This window comes from Acinetobacter sp. AOR41_HL, from assembly GCF_027854645.1.
GTDB classification, from domain to species: Bacteria; Pseudomonadota; Gammaproteobacteria; order Pseudomonadales; family Moraxellaceae; genus Acinetobacter; species Acinetobacter nosocomialis.
This window is the reverse complement of record NZ_JAKTHZ010000019.1, coordinates 232401-249024: the sequence shown is the minus strand read 5'-3', so window position 1 is coordinate 249024 and position 16624 is coordinate 232401. Positions and strand designations below refer to the sequence as shown.

15 protein-coding genes are annotated in these 16624 nt (G+C 39.6%); 4 read left to right on the top strand and 11 right to left on the bottom strand.

Features of this window, described 5'->3' with window-relative positions; genetic code table 11:
• Window positions 1-16 precede the first annotated feature (16 nt).
• Genes MKL35_RS06985 through MKL35_RS06975 form a run of 3 tightly spaced genes read right to left on the bottom strand, consistent with a single transcriptional unit; the run spans window position 17 to window position 2788 of the window.
• Window positions 17-262 (bottom strand): 4Fe-4S dicluster domain-containing protein, encoded by a 246-nt coding sequence (locus MKL35_RS06985; RefSeq protein ID WP_000864074.1) that lies wholly within the window; start codon window positions 260-262, stop codon window positions 17-19.
• A 20-nt stretch (window positions 263-282) separates the two neighbouring features.
• Window positions 283-2016: a fumarate reductase/succinate dehydrogenase flavoprotein subunit gene (locus MKL35_RS06980; RefSeq protein ID WP_032012007.1), complete on the bottom strand. Its 1734-nt coding sequence runs from the start codon at window positions 2014-2016 to the stop codon at window positions 283-285.
• 28 nt (window positions 2017-2044) lie between these two features.
• The gene (locus MKL35_RS06975) at window positions 2045-2788 is read right to left on the bottom strand and encodes a GntR family transcriptional regulator (RefSeq protein ID WP_032012006.1); all 744 of its coding nucleotides are present in this window, start codon (window positions 2786-2788) and stop codon (window positions 2045-2047) included.
• A gap of 241 nt (window positions 2789-3029) precedes the next feature.
• Here MKL35_RS06975 and chrA point away from each other — a divergent pair, with 241 nt between their 5' ends.
• Complete coding sequence (gene chrA, locus MKL35_RS06970) at window positions 3030-4379, top strand: chromate efflux transporter (protein WP_209796229.1); 1350 nt, start codon at window positions 3030-3032, stop codon at window positions 4377-4379.
• An 18-nt stretch (window positions 4380-4397) separates the two neighbouring features.
• Here the strand turns inward: chrA and MKL35_RS06965 are convergent, their stop codons facing one another.
• On the bottom strand, window positions 4398-5252 hold the full coding sequence (locus MKL35_RS06965) for a helix-turn-helix domain-containing protein (protein WP_002050074.1): 855 nt from the start codon (window positions 5250-5252) through the stop codon (window positions 4398-4400).
• 166 nt (window positions 5253-5418) lie between these two features.
• On the opposite strand from MKL35_RS06965, the gene MKL35_RS06960 reads away from it, so the two are divergent.
• Window positions 5419-6336, top strand: coding sequence for a DMT family transporter (locus tag MKL35_RS06960; protein WP_002050038.1), 918 nt, complete (start codon window positions 5419-5421; stop codon window positions 6334-6336).
• A 31-nt stretch (window positions 6337-6367) separates the two neighbouring features.
• On the opposite strand, the gene MKL35_RS06955 is transcribed toward MKL35_RS06960, so the two are convergent.
• The 4 genes from MKL35_RS06955 to MKL35_RS06935 form a co-directional block, all read right to left on the bottom strand.
• Window positions 6368-7372 (bottom strand): homoserine dehydrogenase, encoded by a 1005-nt coding sequence (locus tag MKL35_RS06955; protein WP_032012004.1) that lies wholly within the window; start codon window positions 7370-7372, stop codon window positions 6368-6370.
• 109 nt (window positions 7373-7481) lie between these two features.
• Entirely contained in the window at window positions 7482-8273 is a 792-nt protein-coding gene (locus MKL35_RS06950) for a sulfite exporter TauE/SafE family protein (protein ID WP_016805535.1), read from the bottom strand.
• 179 nt (window positions 8274-8452) lie between these two features.
• On the bottom strand, window positions 8453-10108 hold the full coding sequence (locus tag MKL35_RS06945) for a bifunctional protein tyrosine phosphatase family protein/NAD(P)/FAD-dependent oxidoreductase (protein ID WP_032012002.1): 1656 nt from the start codon (window positions 10106-10108) through the stop codon (window positions 8453-8455).
• Window positions 10109-10120: 12 nt separating this feature from the next.
• On the bottom strand, window positions 10121-10816 hold the full coding sequence (locus MKL35_RS06935; protein WP_016805533.1) for an MBL fold metallo-hydrolase: 696 nt from the start codon (window positions 10814-10816) through the stop codon (window positions 10121-10123).
• Window positions 10817-11007: 191 nt separating this feature from the next.
• On the opposite strand from MKL35_RS06935, the gene MKL35_RS06930 reads away from it, so the two are divergent.
• Entirely contained in the window at window positions 11008-12279 is a 1272-nt protein-coding gene (locus tag MKL35_RS06930; protein WP_032012001.1) for a sigma-54 interaction domain-containing protein, read from the top strand.
• 69 nt (window positions 12280-12348) lie between these two features.
• Window positions 12349-13260: a bestrophin family protein gene (locus MKL35_RS06925; RefSeq protein ID WP_032011999.1), complete on the top strand. Its 912-nt coding sequence runs from the start codon at window positions 12349-12351 to the stop codon at window positions 13258-13260.
• 51 nt (window positions 13261-13311) lie between these two features.
• Here MKL35_RS06925 and MKL35_RS06920 read toward each other — a convergent pair whose 3' ends face one another.
• Genes MKL35_RS06920 through lpdA form a run of 3 tightly spaced genes read right to left on the bottom strand, consistent with a single transcriptional unit; the run spans window position 13312 to window position 16615 of the window.
• Complete coding sequence (locus MKL35_RS06920) at window positions 13312-14370, bottom strand: 2,3-butanediol dehydrogenase (RefSeq protein ID WP_032011998.1); 1059 nt, start codon at window positions 14368-14370, stop codon at window positions 13312-13314.
• Window positions 14371-14399: 29 nt separating this feature from the next.
• Window positions 14400-15185, bottom strand: coding sequence for an acetoin reductase (locus MKL35_RS06915; protein WP_032011997.1), 786 nt, complete (start codon window positions 15183-15185; stop codon window positions 14400-14402).
• A 26-nt stretch (window positions 15186-15211) separates the two neighbouring features.
• Entirely contained in the window at window positions 15212-16615 is a 1404-nt protein-coding gene (lpdA, locus tag MKL35_RS06910; protein WP_032011996.1) for a dihydrolipoyl dehydrogenase, read from the bottom strand.
• Between the last annotated feature and the right edge of the window lie 9 nt (window positions 16616-16624).

Sequence of the window (16624 nt, the reverse complement as noted above, 5' to 3'; positions counted from 1 at the left end):
GCGTATTCCAAATTAATTATTTGAGTAGGTATGGGATATTTACTTTGACTGCATCTGTTGGACAGTCCTTTTCACAAGGCATGCAATACCAGCATTCATCAAATTGCATATAAGCTTTTTGGGTTGTTGGATCGATTGCTAATAAGTCCATTGGACAAACATCTACACAGACTGTGCATCCTTTATCAGCAATACATTTATCTTCATCGATAATGACGGGTGCGACAGTACGGTGCTGTACTTCTTTAAAAATAAAAGCCATGATTTGAATTCCTGATTTATTTAGTCTGCTAGAGCAACATCTTTTTGAATGCGTAAACGGTCATACGACACAGCTTCATCTTGATTAATCGGAACCACATAAGGCTCGATTGGCTTTTTGAAACTAACCATGTTGCCATGTTCATCTTTTTTCAAATGTGCGTGACAGAACCAATCCAAGTTATTTTTCTGAGGGAAATCTGCTCTATAGTGGTACAGTCCCCAGCGGCTTTCTTCTCTAAACAGTGAAGCTCTAGCTGCCATTTCCGCACAGTCTCGAATAAAAGAAACTTCAGCGGCACGCATCAGCTCATGCGGGTTCCTTGCAGAAATTTGCTTAATATCCTGTTTAATTTCTTCAAAACGCTTGAGCCCAATTTCCATTTTTTGGCGAGTTTTAGGGGGCTGCAAATAGTCATTTACAAAACGGCGCAGCTTATATTCCACTTGTTCTGGAGGTAAACCTTCTGAGCAATCTAGTGGCGCAAATATTCGTGCTTTTTCTGCTTCTATTTCGCTTTGGTTTAATTCACTATCTTCAACTGCATTCACGTATTGCGCGGCATTTACACCCGCAAACCATCCGTAGGTAAATGCACCAAGCATATAGTTATGAGGTACAGCCGCCATATCACCAGCACTGTATAATCCCTTAACCGAAGTCTCGGCTTTTTCATTAACCCATACGCCAGAAGCACTGTGTCCGCTACAGAAACCAATTTCTGAAATATGCATTTCCACCATATCTTGACGGTAATTGGTTCCTCGGCCCTCGTGGAAACGTCCACGGCTTGGGCGTTCATTGGTATGCAAGATTTCTTCAATGGTTTGAATGGTTTCTTCGGCCAGATGATCTACTTTTAAATAAACAGGGCCATTACCACTTTCCAGTTCTTGGTAAAACTCCCACATCATTTGACCACTCCAGTAGTCACATTCAATGAAACGTTCACCTTTACTATTGGCGGTATAACCTCCTAAAGGTCCGGTCACATATGCACAAGCCGGACCGTTATAGTCTTTAATCAGTGGATTAATCTGGAAGCATTCTAAATTGGCTAGTTCAGCACCGGCATGGTATGCCATTGCATAGCCGTCACCTGCATTGGTTGGGTTTTCATAAGTACCCATTAAATAGCCGGAAGCTGGCAAACCTAAACGCCCTGCGGCACCACAACATAAAATGGCAGCTTTCGTTTTAATGACATAAAAATCACCACTACGACAGTCAAAACCGAGTACACCATTGATTGCACCTTGCTCATTTTTTAAAAGCTTTGTGGTGACAATCCGATTATTAATTTTGACTTGAGCACGCTTTAATTGACGATATAAAACTTTTTTAACATCATGTCCTTCGGGCATTGGTAAAACATATGCCCCCATGTGATGTACTTTTTTTACTGCAAATTCACCTGTCTCATCTTTTTCAAACTTAATGCCCCATTGATCGAGCTGTTGAATGGTTTTGAAACTATGCTTTGCATATGCATATACAGTGGTTTGATTAACTACCCCATCATTAGCAATGGTAATTTCTTTGGTGTATTGCTCAGGTGTCGCATATCTCGGAATAACAGCATTATTCAGCCCATCCATTCCCATTGAAATCGCCCCACTACGTTTTACATTCGCTTTTTCAATGAGCAAGACTTTTAAATTCGGGTTTTCTTGTTTTGCTTTAATCGCAGCCATTGGCCCTGCAGTTCCACCACCAATCACCACAATATCAAACTCAAGATATTTAGTTTCCATTATAAAATCCTTATTTTTATTTGAGTTATTAACGATGAATACGTAAACGGTACTGGAAGGTATCGCCCGAGAAATAGAGATATTCATAGTCAATCGGTTGACCATTTGCATCGTGAGTCAAACGTTCGACCCGTAATACCGGAGTTCCGATTTCGACTTGCAACAAGGCCGCTAATTCTTCATCCGCTACAGTGGCATCAATACTTAAATCTGCATGCCCTAAAGGAATGCCACATTCTTGTTCTAATGCTTTGAAAATATCGGTTGTGCGTAAATCAATCGCTTTTTCTTTAAGTTTCAAACCAATATATTCTGGCAAATAAGTCAACTCATACGATACTGGCTGACGGTTGAGTAAACGAACACGTTGAATTTCATACACATTGGCTTTAACAGGTAACTTTAATTTCGGTACTACATGCATCGGGACCTGCTTAAGCTCGGCCGAGATGACGCGGTTTAAAATTTCGTGACCAGCAGATGACATTGCTTCTGCAAAACCTTGCAAACTTGAAATGTTCTGGAACGTTTTTGGTTTACTTACAAAAGTTCCTTTACCTGGCACCTTAAAAATATAGCCTTCTAACTGTAATTGGTTGAGCGCTTGACGAACTGTGATTCGGCTTACACCGAACTGTTCAGCAAATTCGTTTTCAGATGGAATTTGACTCAGTACGGCGTATTCGCCATTTACAATTTTGTTAAGGATGAGTTCCCTTAACTGATCGTAAAGAGGCTTATGATTTTTAGCATCTGGGGGTAGCTGGCTCACGGCTCACAACCTGTTATAACAACTTGAGCAAATAATGTTTAAAATGTTTCAGCTTTGGAAATAATTTAAAGCGATAACTTTAGTTAAAAAAATAATTTCAATGAATATCAATAAATTAATTAATAGCTATCTATAAAAGTTAAATGGTTATCATAAAAAATACATTTGTGTTTGTTATGCTATAAAACATACTCCGTTATGCCATAAACGTAAAAATTACTATTATTTTTTAGGGGATAATATGCAACAAAAACAATTAAATACCCCTGATGACTCAGTGGAACAAGTCACCTTCTGGCAAGCCTTCTTATTTTGGCTCAAGCTTGGTTTTATTAGCTTTGGGGGGCCAGCTGGACAAATCGCTGTGATGCATCAGGAATTGGTTGAACAAAAGCGCTGGATATCAGAAAAAAGATTTTTACATGCACTGAACTACTGCATGTTGTTACCTGGACCTGAAGCACAGCAGTTAGCAACCTACATTGGTTGGCTCATGCACAGAACTGCGGGAGGTTTAGTTGCCGGTATTTTATTTGTATTACCCTCTTTATTTATTTTAATTGGGCTGTCTTGGATTTATATAAAATTTGGAGACGTTCCGGTTATTGCGGGTATTTTTTACGGGATAAAGCCTGCTGTTACCGCAATTGTCTTTCATGCAACGTACCGTATAGGTAGCCGTTCGCTTAAAAATAGATTTTTATGGTTCGTCGCAATTGCTGCTTTTTTTGCAATCTTTGTCTTAAAACTTCCTTTCCCGCTTATTGTTTTATCAGCAGGCATTGCAGGTTATTTAGTTAGTAAAAAGTACCCTGAGCTACTTTCCTCAGCAGCTGGTCATAAAGCCAGCCAAAAAGATTACGGCCCGGCATTTATTGATGATGAGACTCCAACACCAGAACACGCTAAATTCCACTGGTCACGGTTAGCTAAACTTATTTTTGTGGCAATCGCTTTATGGTTATTACCAATTTTAGCTTTAGGCGTATATTTTGGATGGCATCACTCTTATACCCAAATGGCATGGTTCTTCACTAAAGCTGCGCTGCTTACGTTTGGGGGCGCTTACGCGGTTTTACCTTATGTCTATCAAGGCGCTGTCAATCATTTTGGATGGCTTTCACCTACACAAATGATTGATGGTTTAGCACTTGGTGAAACTACTCCTGGTCCACTGATTATGGTCGTTGCCTTTGTTGGTTTTTTAGGAGGTGTTAATCATTCACTACTTGGTTCTGAGCATCTATTTTTTGCTGGAGCACTCGGTGCAGTTATTGTGACTTGGTTTACCTTTCTCTTTTCTTTTGTATTTATTTTTGCGGGTGCGCCCATTATTGAATCTACACATAATGAAATTAAATTTACTGCGCCACTCACTGCAATTACCGCGGCTGTGGTCGGTGTAATTTTAAATCTCGCACTATTTTTTAGTTATCACGTGTTATGGCCACAAGGCTTTTCAGGGCATTTTGACATTGTTGCAGCCCTCATTACTCTTGCTGCATTTATTGTTTTATTCCGATTTAACATTAATGTGCTGTATGTCATTTTTGCTTCGGCACTGATTGGTTTAAGGGTTTATCTTTTATAGAAATTAGTCATGAGTTCTTTAACGTAATTGTGAAGGACTCATGCCATAAAACTGTTTAAAACGATGGCTTAAATGACTTGCTGAACTAAAACCACATACTAGGGCAATGTCTTGTAAAGAAAGCTGAGATGATTGAATGAGTCCTTTTGCCTTAGTTAAACGTCTTTGCATGACATACTGGTGAGGCGCCATATTCATGGACTGTTTAAACATATGAGCAAAATGGTATTCGCTTAAATTCACAACATTTGCCAAATCAGACAAAGTGAGAGCCTGATCTAGATGATCTTCAATCCATTCCTGAATATATTTGAGCTTATGAGGTGCCAACCCACCTTTAATAATAGGCTGTTGCCATTGAACACTGCTGTATCTTCTAATTAAATGATTTAGCAATAAACTTGCTGTTGTGCTCATTTGCAAATGATTTGAAGAATCTTGCCAATCACAATCTAGCAAGAAGAACTGATAAAGTGCTCGAATCCGTTCATCGTCATTAAAGACAACTTCATTTAACTCAATTTGATTAGGTTCTTTGTCCCATATTTTTTCAGCAACATCACGTAAATGTTGGTCGGTATAATACAAGTGAACAAATTTAAGCCCACCTCGTATATCCCAAGTCGACTCTTGATGCTCAGGCAATAAACAAAAACGCCCTGGCCCGCCACCATTTTTCCAGCCTGCAGGTGTTTTTTGATAACTTTCATAACCATCTTGGATATAGAGACTCAAAGTATGGTGGTCGCTACAGACACTTACACGATCTTGCTGATTAGACCAAAATGCAAGTTGCATATTTTCATCAAGCACCACAGTTTCGTGAAGCTTGGCTTTAGATTGCTGTAGCTGTTCTAAAGTTTGATAGGCCATGCAAAATTAAAACGAATATCATTGAGCTTAAGTTAACCATATTCAGTAAAATTCAGCTAGTTCAGACATATAAAAAACGCAAGATCTTGCATGTACTACACAAGAATATATACGTGAAAAATGAAGCATTCCTAGATACTTAAGCTTGGTAATCGAGGATAAAGTTATGAATATTTTACTCTATGTTGCGGTGGTGTTGATTTGGGGAACAACATGGATTGGAATTGCCGTTCAGAGCCATTATGCAACACCCGTCGTTGCAATTTTATGGCGTTTTGCCATTTCAGCCTTATTACTTTGGGTTGTTTTACTATTTTCCGGAAAATTACAACGAATTGCTTTAAAAGATCACTTGTTCTGTATGCTGCAAGGCCTTTGTGTTTTCGGTCTAAACTTTATTTGTTTTTATACCGCCGTTAAATATGTAAATAGCGGTTTAGAGTCTGTCATATTTTCCATGGCTGTTTTCTTTAATGCTATTAATGCACTTATCTTTTTTAAGCAAAAACCCTCCCCAAACTTTGCGCCGGCTGCACTTTTGGGTCTAAGTGGTATTGTTTTACTGTTTTGGCATGACCTGATTAATAGTCAGTTTAATGCACAGTTATTAATGGGTATTGGGCTATGTGCAATAGGCACTTACGGTTTTTCTTTAGGGAATATGATTAGTGTTAGACACCAAAAACGTGGCCTAAATATTTTTTCAACAAATTGTTATGCCATGACTTATGGGGCATTGGTGATGCTAAGTCTAGCTTTATTTACTGGACAAGATTTAATGCCGCCGATGAATTTCCCATTTTTAAGCTCGGTACTATACTTAGCTGTATTTGGTACGGTTATTGGGTTCTCTGCTTATTTTTCTTTAGTTGGACGAATTGGCGCAGCCAAAGCAGCCTATAGCACGTTGCTCTTTCCTTTAGTTGCTCTAACAGTTTCTACTTTCTTTGAAGGATATGAGTGGACTTTAAATGCTGTATTTGGAATTTTGCTAATCTTGCTTGGTAATTACTTAATGTTTAGTAAGTTTGAAATTGGAAAGAAGTTATTTAACACTCAAAAAAATTGTGAGAAGCAGGCTTAAAGCCTGCTTTTTTTATAAATCATAATTAATTTTAGTAGCCTGTTTTTAACATCAGCTCAAAATCTTTTAAAGCTGCGGCTGCTGTGGCTAAAGGCGCAGATGCCCCTCCACTTACAACAAGCTCACCCATTTCTTGTGTTAACACCCGAATGCATTTTTGAGAACCTTGCAGATGAGCAAACGCATGATTTGCTGTAACTAGTCTTAATTCCACACCTGTTAGAATTTGCTGCTTTTTAATATGAATAAAACCGACCAGACGAGGAATTACATTTTCTTTTTTCCAGTCACGAATATGATCGGCAGTCACGTGACTGATTCCTTGTCTTGGAATATCTTGAATTTTTATATCAGCCCCCAAAACAGTGTTGGCTAATATGGTAATTTTAGCCGCGGTATCCCATCCATCTACATCGAATGAACTGTCAGGTTCCGCAATACCTTTTGTTTGAGCTTTTTCAAGAGATTCTGTAAATGCACATTCGTGTTGCAACATATCATTCAAAATAAAATTTGTGGTACCTGTAAACACACCTTCTATTTCTAAAATTTGACAGCCTGCTAAGTTATATTCAAACAAATCAACCGTCGGTAAAGCTGCTGCTGTCGCACCGCTAAAAAATAATTTTTTATTGTGTTGATATGCCAAGTTAACTAATTTTTTACCTTCTACAACTAAAGCACCTTTAGATACCGCAATCGCATGCATGTTATGTGTTAAAGCATAATTTAAATAAAATAGGCCTTTCCCACCTGTCACATAGTCACTTGGTCCAGTTTCAATAATGACATCTGCTTGAACCTGTTCTAAAAACTTTTGCTCAGTTAGGCCTACTTGATATTGTGTTTTATCTAGCCACTTTGAAGCCTGTAAACCCTCTTGATCAATTAAACCTGATGATGAGTTGCAGACACCCACTAAACGGGCATCAATTTGATATTTTTGTTTATAGTACGTCGCTCGATTTAAAAGGAGCTCTGCAATTTGTTGTCCAATCCGTCCAAAACCACAAATTGCCACGTTAACTCGCTTCATATCGCTTTCTCAAAAATTTGAATGTTTTAAATGAAATTTCCAAAGATAATTTAAACATCTTATCTCTGGAAATTTAGTATTCATGAGGATGGTTAAAATACTATATATCTTAGATATTTGTTAGATTAACAATCTTAATGACCATATAAATTGCGACAGCGAAAACCATTAAAGCAAAGACTTTTTGTACAATTGATGCTGGAATAAAACGAATAGCTCGGCGCCCTAATAACATACCTGCCATACATGCAAGTGCAAATGCGCTGGTAATGGCAACTGGATAGTGAAAACCCTCTGCAATATGCATCACAATACTTATGCCACTGATGAGAAAAATAATCATAAGTGAGGTTGCAACAATGCTATGCATATCCAAATTGGTGACTTTTCTCAGCGCGGGCACAATTACAAAGCCGCCACCCACCCCTAACATACCAGTTAAAAGCCCAGCAATAATCCCGATGCTGGCAAGCACGCCACCAGTTTTAAAATTCCAGATAAAACGTCCCGTACTTGGGTTGACCTGACACGGCGGGTTGTGAAAATCCGAAACACGGTTACTGATAAGTCGATAGCCCACTGTAAACATGACCAAGCTAAACATTAACATGAGCCAAACAGGTGAAATCGCGTTGGCTATTAAAATGCCGATATGTGCCATAGGGGCACCAATTAAGGCAATCCAGATTGCAGCACGATAACGAACTATTTTTTTAAATAAACCTTCAATAGTTCCAATGAGTGTAGATAGCGCAACAGCCAATAACCCTATCGGTGCGGCTTGAGCCACGCTCCAGCCTTGACTGGTCATAAGTGCGGGTACAGCAAGAATGCCACCACCCGCACCAGTAAGACCAAGTAAAAAGCCAATCACAATGCCTTCAACGACAAGTAATAACATATTAAAAGCCTAAAATTGCATATACATTGTTTGCAGTAGACTGCTGGTTAATGAGTAAGTGGATTTTCGTCTTCTTCCGAAGCTTTAATCGCTTCTCAGGACAAAGGTTGCTTTGTTTATCCTCTTCCGCTCAAGCACAGCTTTCGCCTTGCGCTCGGGTAAAGATTATTAATCTTTACTCATCCTCGCTCAGGTTTGACCATCCACTCGCGGCCTTTGAGCATGCCTTGCCAATAAATTGGCGGTAAAATCTGCTCTTTAAGTAACCATGCCAAACGAGATGGCTTTTGCCCATCAATTACCCATTTCGGAAAACTTGGGAGTAATTTTCCCCCGTAACCAAATTCAGCCAGAACAATTTTTCCATGCTCTACGGTGAGTGGACATGAGCCATAGCCGTTGTATTCACAGAAGTTCTGCTCTCCCTTGAGCTGCGCTATCACATTTACAGCAACGATTGGGGCTTGTGCTCGCGCCGCAGCAGCAGTTTTGGCATTAGGTGCATTCATCACATCACCTAAAGCAAAAATATTGGCATGTTGTGTGTGTTGTAAGGTTTGAGGATTAACACTCACCCAGCCTGCTTCATCAGTAAGAGTACTTGCACGAATAAAGTCGGGCGCTTGTTGTGGTGGAACAACATGCAACATATCGAAATCTGTTTCGACCAATGCTGCATTTTCATCATTCACGACTTTAAACCATGCTTTTTTTTCAGGTCCGTCTACTTTGACAAGTTGATGGTTAAAGTGAAGTTCAGAGCCATATTTTTCGACGTATTGCATGAGTGCAGGTACATATTCCTTCACACCAAATAAAACACCGCCTGAGTTATAAAAATGGATAGATATATCTTTAAGTTTGCCTTGCTTTAACCAGTAGTCGGCTGAAAGGTACATCGCTTTCTGAGGAGCACCCGCACACTTAATCGGCATAGGTGGTTGAGTGAAAATTGCCTTTCCACCGTTTAGTTGTTGCACAAGTTCCCATGTATAGGGCGCTAAATCATAACGATAGTTAGACGCCACCCCATTTTTACCTAAGGTTTCGACTAAACCTTCAATGCCATGCCAATTCAGTTTTAAACCGGGACAAACCACCAAAGCTTTATATTGGATGGGCTGGCATCCTTCCAAAATGACTTGATTATGTTCAGGGTCAAATCCAGCAACGGCAGCTTTCATCCATTTCACTTTTGAAGGAATCACACTTGCCATTGAGCGTGCAGTTACTTGTGGCTTAAAAATACCGCCACCGACCATGGTCCAACCCGGTTGATAATAATGGGTGTCTGCCGGATCAATAATGACAATATCTAAATGAGGTTCCCGAGATAGTAAGCTCGATGCTACAGAAATTCCTGCTGCTCCAGCGCCCACAATCACAACGCTATAACAAGGAATTGTCGCTGGTTCATGATCACGTTTTAAAATACGTGGCACTAAGCCTTTTAAGTTAAAACCAAGTTTGTTACCCACTTCTACTAGCAGTGCTACATCTTGTGGAGCAACTTCAGCCAAAGCCCACAAACTGATTGCACGCATACCAGAACGGCAATATGCTAAAACAGGTTTTTGGGCATTCTGATAAAGCTGTTTAAACTCGGTAACTTGTTGATCGGTAATTTTGCCACTGGTAACGGGCTGGTAGATTACGTTTAGGCCATGTCGCTGAGCTGCTTCTTCAATTTCAATTACATTGGGTTGATCTGCACCTTCTCCATCTGGACGGTTACATATCAGAGTTTTTATTCCTTGGTCTGCAATTTTTGCAATATCGACGACTGTAATCTGGCCAGCAACATAAAAATCTTGATTAACTCGTTTAAGTTCCATATTGCCACCTTCTTATGATTGTGAAATTGAGCCGCAAGCCTGATTGGCAGGAAGTGCTTTATCGATTTGTTTTGGATATGGAAGATTTAAATTATTCATTAATTTAATAAAATCTTCACGCGAGCGATTTTGACCTAAACGTGAGTTATTTAAGCGTTCATAACCAATCGTTGAAGATAGACGACCTTTGTAATCGTGTCCCGGATATACAATAGTCTCGTCAGGCAAGCTGAAAAGTTGTTTATGAATACTGTCATAAAGTGTGCCTGCATTACCTTGCTGGAAGTCAGTGCGACCACAGCCATCAATTAATAATGCATCACCAGTGAAAACCATATTTCCAACTAGGTAACTCGTACAAGCATTGGTATGACCTGGTGTATAACGCGCTTCAATACTGAGGTTGCCGACTTTAAGCATGCAGCCATCTGTAATTAAAATATCTCCGCAATTTACATCTGAGTTTCGGTGTAAAACCGATTTGCAATGAAAGCGTTCACGAAGTAAATTTGCGGCCGTAATATGATCTGCATGAACATGAGTATCTAAGGTGTAAATGAGCGTAAATTGATGCTGTTCTAATTCTTTTGTGTAAACCTCTATATCTGATGCAACTGGGTCAATTAAAACAGCCTCTCGTGTTTCTTCACATCCAAGCATATATGTATAAGTCGAACTTTCCTGCTCAAAAAACTGCTTAAAGAACATGATTTATACCCTAATAATTTATTTCTTTCCTATATTTTGCAAATAAGATGCCAATTATTTAAAATTAAATAATAAATATAAAAATTAAATACTTATAACATTTAATAAAATTAAAGATAGAAAAAGGAATCAACTTGATGTTCCTATGAAACTCAAGTATGTTTCAATGAAACGATTGTGAAACAAATAAAATGGCAAAGCTAAATTTTGAGTCAGAACAGGATTTTTATATTTTATTTGAGCAGCTTAAGGCTCTCTTTCCAAATGCGAGTCTGTTTTTAGCAGACACATCAACTAAAGCAATTCATTATAAGTTTAATACAGATGACATTTCTGTTGAGAGCATGGCAGCGCTTACTCAAGACCATCACAATCAATATCTTGAGATCAATACTCCTAAAATGAGACAGCGATTTATCTATCAAGAACATGATATTTATATTGCCGAGCATCGCATTATCGGAAAGCTACATATTTTACAGCCTATTAGCATAGAAAATGATATTGCTAATCAAGTAGAGCTAACAGAACAGTTGCAAGACTTGGCCAAGGTTTTTAATAGCTGCTCACCAGAAATGACCCGTATGTTTTCAATTATTCAAAGAGTGGCAATTACTGAATTTCCAGTGCTTGTTCGCGGTGAATCTGGCAGTGGTAAAGAGCTTGTGGCAAAAGCAATTCATGATTATAGCCAACGTAAAAATAAGATTTTTGTAGCGATTAACTGTGCTGCTCTCAATGCCAATATTTTAGAAAGTGAATTATTCGGGCATGTGAAAGGTGCTTTTACGGGAGCAATTCGTGACCATAAAGGCGTGTTTGAACGTGCTGCTGGCGGAACGTTGTTTTTAGATGAAATTGCCGAGATTCCTTTAGAGCTTCAGGCTAAATTACTACGGGTTTTAGAAACAGGGGAATTTACTCCTGTCGGTGGTGAAAAACCGATTCAGGCCAATGTCCGAATTATTACCGCAACACACAAAGCTTTACGCGAAGAAGCTAAGGCTGGGCGTTTCCGCCATGATCTACTCTACCGTTTGCGTGTGATTCCAATTTTTATACCACCACTTAGAGAACGAAAAGTCGATATTCCTCTTATTGTCGATCAAATTTTAAAAGAAAGCTCAGCCCAACTCGAATCGATGCCTCGCCATATTAATCAAAAAGCCATGCAAGTTTTATTGAACTATGACTGGCCGGGAAATGTTCGTGAACTAAAAAACACTCTGCTTTATGCATTAACCATGGCAAATGGTAAGGACGAAATTGAAGCCGAAGACTTACCAAATGAGCTTTTGAATGCTGACGATTACGTTAAATTACCCGAGACAAATACAGAGCTGAGTCCAGAAAATGTGCAAGCTGCTTTAGAAAAATATAACCATAACTTAAATATGGTCGCGAATATTTTTGGAATTAGCCGCACTACTCTTTGGCGATACAGACAAAAGCACAAGCTTTAGCTAGGTATTTAACTCATCTAAGGCGTATCATATTGCAGTTGGTTAGGTCCGTTAGTTCAAAGGCTTTCTATGATTGTTCGCGATAAAAGCAGCGTTTTTAAACTCTTATTTGCATGGAAAGGAACTGTTCTACCCAAGGTTTTGCCAGCATTAAGTTTTGTTGTACTTATCTCAGCATGTGTGGTCTGGCTCTCTTATTATCATTGGATTCAAATTCCTACTGTACCCGCGATTGGATTTACTATCTTTGGCGTGATTCTTTCCATTTGTACGGGTTTTCGAAATAATGCCTGTTATGATCGATGGTGGGAAGGTCGCAAACTTTGGGGCGCATTAATTGCCAATGCCAGACACATTGTTAGAGACAGCCATGTTTTATCCAATGAACAACGTGAACATTTAATTCATCAGGTCTTAATTTTTAGCAATTTATTGCGTGATCGCTTACGCCAACAAACCGCTGAACCAACCAAATTTCTTGAACATGCCTATTTAAACAACTCCTCACTTGATTATTTAAATGAGCATATTAATGCACCACAATTTGTACTCGAAAATATTCAAAAAGATTTAGTCAAGGCTCTAAAAGACGGCGAAATTAGTGACATTATCTATAGCACTCTGACGCGTCATATTGTTGAGCTAGGCAATATTCAAGCGGGTTGTGACCGTATTGCTGGTACACCTTTACCCTACTCATATTCAGTACTTTTACATCGCGCTGTTTATTGTTTCTGTTTTATTTTACCGTTTAGCCTTGAAGCAGCTTTAGGTATTTGGACACCGCTTATTGTTGGCTTAATCGCTTATATGTTTTTAGGGCTAGATGCTTTAAGTGCTCAAATTGAAGAACCTTTTGGTTTACAAGAAAATGATTTACCGCTCGATTCAATTGTTCGCTTAATTGAGCGAGAGTCTCTAAGTTCTTTAGGGCAGCCATTACCACCCATTATTGAAGCCCAAGACAACAATTTACTTTAATAAAAAAGAGCGAATCATCGCTCTTTTTTATAGGCTCAAGTACCTATTTATTTATGGATGTACAATAATCTTAACTGCCGACTCATTGTTATGAATTAAGGTTTCAAAACCCTGTGAAATCAAATCATCAAGTTGAATACGCTGAGTAATAAAAGGTTCCAGATTTATTTTACCTTCTTCAACCAGTTTAATGGTTTCTTGATGGTCATTTACATAGGCAATTGTGCCTCGTACATCAAGTTCTTTCATTACAACACTGTGCACATTAATTGATGCTGGATGGCTCCAAATCGAAACAATAACTATAACGCCTGTTGGTTTCATTGCCGCAACCAAAGTATCTAATACCTTGTTAACGCTACTACATTCAAATGCAACATCGACACCATCGCCATTAGTGATTTTCATGACCTCAGAAACAACATCAACTTCTGAGGGGTCTAAAATATAATCTGCGACTCCCGACTCTTTGGCTTTTTCTTTACGTTTTGCACTTAGCTCAGTAATGATAACCTTAAGCCCTTTCGCTTTTAAAATTGCCGAAAGTAATAAACCAATTGGGCCAGCTCCGCCAACCAGTGCAATATCACCAGCCTTTGCACCACTACGTACGAAAGCATGATGACCCACCGATAACGGTTCAATTAAGGCCGCTTGATCTAATGGAATTTTATTGGAAATTGGATGTACCCAACGGCGTTTAACTGCAATTTTCTCCGACAAACCACCACCACGGCCGCCTAAACCAATAAAGTTCATATTTTTAGAAAGATGATAATTATCGCCGGGTCCAGTTGGTACATCATCAGCCACAATATAAGGCTCTACCACCACATGTTGACCAATTTCAATATCATCAACACCTTCACCTACGGCATAGACTACCCCAGAAAACTCATGTCCCATGGTAATCGGCGCAGATTCGCCTGAAATAGGATGCGGATGTCCACACGGTGGAATAAAAATCGGCCCTTCCAGAAATTCATGCAAATCTGTACCACAAATTCCACACCAAGCTACCTTGATACCTACAGTGCCGGGAGTGACTTCTGGTTCAGGGATATCTTCAATACGGATATCACCTCTGTCATAAAAACGCGCTGCTTTCATTATTATCTCCCTCAAATCAGGATGTTATTTTAGCGATAGACAATTCCGCCGTCCGTTAAAATGGATTGACCCGTAATATAGTCCGAATCTTCACTTGCCAGAAAAGCAACTAATGCAGCTACATCGTCTGGTGTTTGGGCTCTACCTAAAGCAATGCCTTCCACATATTTTTTATAAGTTTCACCAATTGCTGCACCCGTAATTTCAGCAAAACGCTTATCAATTTCAACCCACATGTCCGTTCCGACAATTCCGGGGCAATATCCATTTACCGTAATACCGTGACTAGCATATTCTTTTGCCGCGGCTTGGGTAAGTGCTCGTACCGCAAATTTAGTTGCCGAGTAAATACCGAGTAAAGCAAACCCGTCGTGGCCTGCAATTGAGCAAGCATTAATGATTTTACCTTTATGTTGCCGCTGCTTAAATTTTGCAGCAGCAGCCTGTATGCCCCACAGCACACCGCCAATATTAATATCAACAATTTTTTGAAATTCGTCGGGTGTGATATCAGCAATCGCTTGAACTTGGGCAATTCCAGCGTTATTAATCATGACATCAAACCCACCAAGGGTCTGCTCAGCATGATTTATAGCGGCATACACTTGCTCGCGGTCACTTACATCAGCAATAAAAGTGCTCGCATTTACACCTAAGGCCTGAATTTCCTGCTGCACATCGTTTATTCGTTCTTGTTTCATATCCACTAATGCAATATGTGCCCCTTCTTGCGCCAAGCGTAGGGCAATCCCACGGCCAATGCCTTGAGCTGCCCCAGTCACTAAAACGACTTTATTTTTTAATCCCTTAACCATGTTCAACTCCTGTAAATGTAGAATTTCTACATATGAATCGCTCGTTGCATGGAAGCCAAAATGGATTCATGCATGGCTTCTGATAATGTTGGATGCGGGAAAATCACTTTAGCTAAACTTTCATCAGTTGCTTCTAGATATTTCGCAATGGCAAATCCTTGGATATGTTCGGTCACTTCATGGCCGACCATATGTGCACCAAGTAATTCACCCGTCTCTGCATGTACCACCGTTTTAACGAAACCTGACGTATCTCCAATTGCCAAAGCTTTACCATTTGCAGTTAAAGAAAACTTGCCAATTCGTATAGGTAAATTCCGAGCTTTTGCTGCATTTTCTGTTAAACCAATACTCGCCACTTGTGGATGAGTAAAAATACAACCCGGAATCTGGCTACGATCGAGTGAATGGACGTTTGCTACACCAGCAATTTTCTCGACACAGACCATGGCTTCATGGCTTGCTTTATGGGCAAGACACGGTGCACCAGCCACATCACCAATCGCATAAAGCCCTGCTACGTTGGTTTTACAATAGTCATCAATTGCCACAAAACCTTGTGGATTCAGTTCTACACCTAAACGTTCTAGTCCTAGCCCTGTGGTATTCGGCTGTACACCAATTGCCGAAAGTACACGCTCAAAAACAAGCGTTTGAATATCATTTGCCGTTTCAACCACACAGTGAACTTGACCATTTTCAATTTGAATACTTTGAACGACAGCATCGGTTAAGACTTTCATTCCTTTTTGTTCAAACTGTTTTCTGACAAATTGAGCAACTTCTGCATCTTCGGTTGGTAAAATTTGTTTAGCCAAATCAATTAAAGTTACCTGACAACCCAAGTCTTGATAAAGGCTGGCAAACTCACTACCAATTGCACCTGAACCTACAACCAGCAAACTTTTCGGTAACTGCTCTGGAACAAGCGCTTCTTTATAGCTCCAGACATATGTTCCATCGACAGGAAGTTGAGGAATATGTCGAGCTTTAGCTCCAGTTGCCAAAATGATATGTGGTGCACTCAAATCCTGACTGTTACCTTGAGCATCGGTCACTGCAATTTTTTCTTTTGCCGTAAGCTGAGCACGACCATTAAACACGGTCACCTGATTCTTTTTAAGCAAGTAATCGATGCCTTGTACTAATTGAGCTGACACTTGTCGGCTATGTTGCACAAGCTTTTGAATATCAAAATCGAGTTGGGATACCTGAAAACCAAACTGTCCGGCATGTTTAAACTGTGTTGCGAGCTCTGCGCCTGCAAGCAAAGCTTTAGTTGGTATACAGCCCCAATTTAGACAAATTCCGCCTAAATGTTGCTCTTCTACAATTGCGGTTTTTAACCCGAGCTGGGCTGCACGAATTGCAGCCACATACCCACCCGGTCCCGCGCCAATCAAAATTAAATCAAATTGAGCTTCTGACATGCGGGTTCT

Excerpts from the sequence above, each read along its gene's own strand:
- MKL35_RS06980 (WP_032012007.1), bottom strand. The coding sequence starts at position 2,016 with ATGGAAACTAAATATCTTGAGTTTGATATTGTGGTGATTGGTGGTGGA.
- MKL35_RS06930 (WP_032012001.1), top strand. The coding sequence starts at position 11,008 with ATGGCAAAGCTAAATTTTGAGTCAGAACAGGATTTTTATATTTTATTT.
- lpdA (WP_032011996.1), bottom strand. The coding sequence starts at position 16,615 with ATGTCAGAAGCTCAATTTGATTTAATTTTGATTGGCGCGGGACCGGGT.
- MKL35_RS06960 (WP_002050038.1), top strand. The coding sequence starts at position 5,419 with ATGAATATTTTACTCTATGTTGCGGTGGTGTTGATTTGGGGAACAACA.
- MKL35_RS06965 (WP_002050074.1), bottom strand. The coding sequence starts at position 5,252 with ATGGCCTATCAAACTTTAGAACAGCTACAGCAATCTAAAGCCAAGCTT.
- MKL35_RS06915 (WP_032011997.1), bottom strand. The coding sequence starts at position 15,185 with ATGGTTAAGGGATTAAAAAATAAAGTCGTTTTAGTGACTGGGGCAGCT.
- MKL35_RS06945 (WP_032012002.1), bottom strand. The coding sequence starts at position 10,108 with ATGGAACTTAAACGAGTTAATCAAGATTTTTATGTTGCTGGCCAGATT.
- MKL35_RS06920 (WP_032011998.1), bottom strand. The coding sequence starts at position 14,370 with ATGAAAGCAGCGCGTTTTTATGACAGAGGTGATATCCGTATTGAAGAT.
- MKL35_RS06955 (WP_032012004.1), bottom strand. The coding sequence starts at position 7,372 with ATGAAGCGAGTTAACGTGGCAATTTGTGGTTTTGGACGGATTGGACAA.
- MKL35_RS06935 (WP_016805533.1), bottom strand. The coding sequence starts at position 10,816 with ATGTTCTTTAAGCAGTTTTTTGAGCAGGAAAGTTCGACTTATACATAT.
- MKL35_RS06985 (WP_000864074.1), bottom strand. The coding sequence starts at position 262 with ATGGCTTTTATTTTTAAAGAAGTACAGCACCGTACTGTCGCACCCGTC.
- MKL35_RS06950 (WP_016805535.1), bottom strand. The coding sequence starts at position 8,273 with ATGTTATTACTTGTCGTTGAAGGCATTGTGATTGGCTTTTTACTTGGT.
- chrA (WP_209796229.1), top strand. The coding sequence starts at position 3,030 with ATGCAACAAAAACAATTAAATACCCCTGATGACTCAGTGGAACAAGTC.
- MKL35_RS06925 (WP_032011999.1), top strand. The coding sequence starts at position 12,349 with ATGATTGTTCGCGATAAAAGCAGCGTTTTTAAACTCTTATTTGCATGG.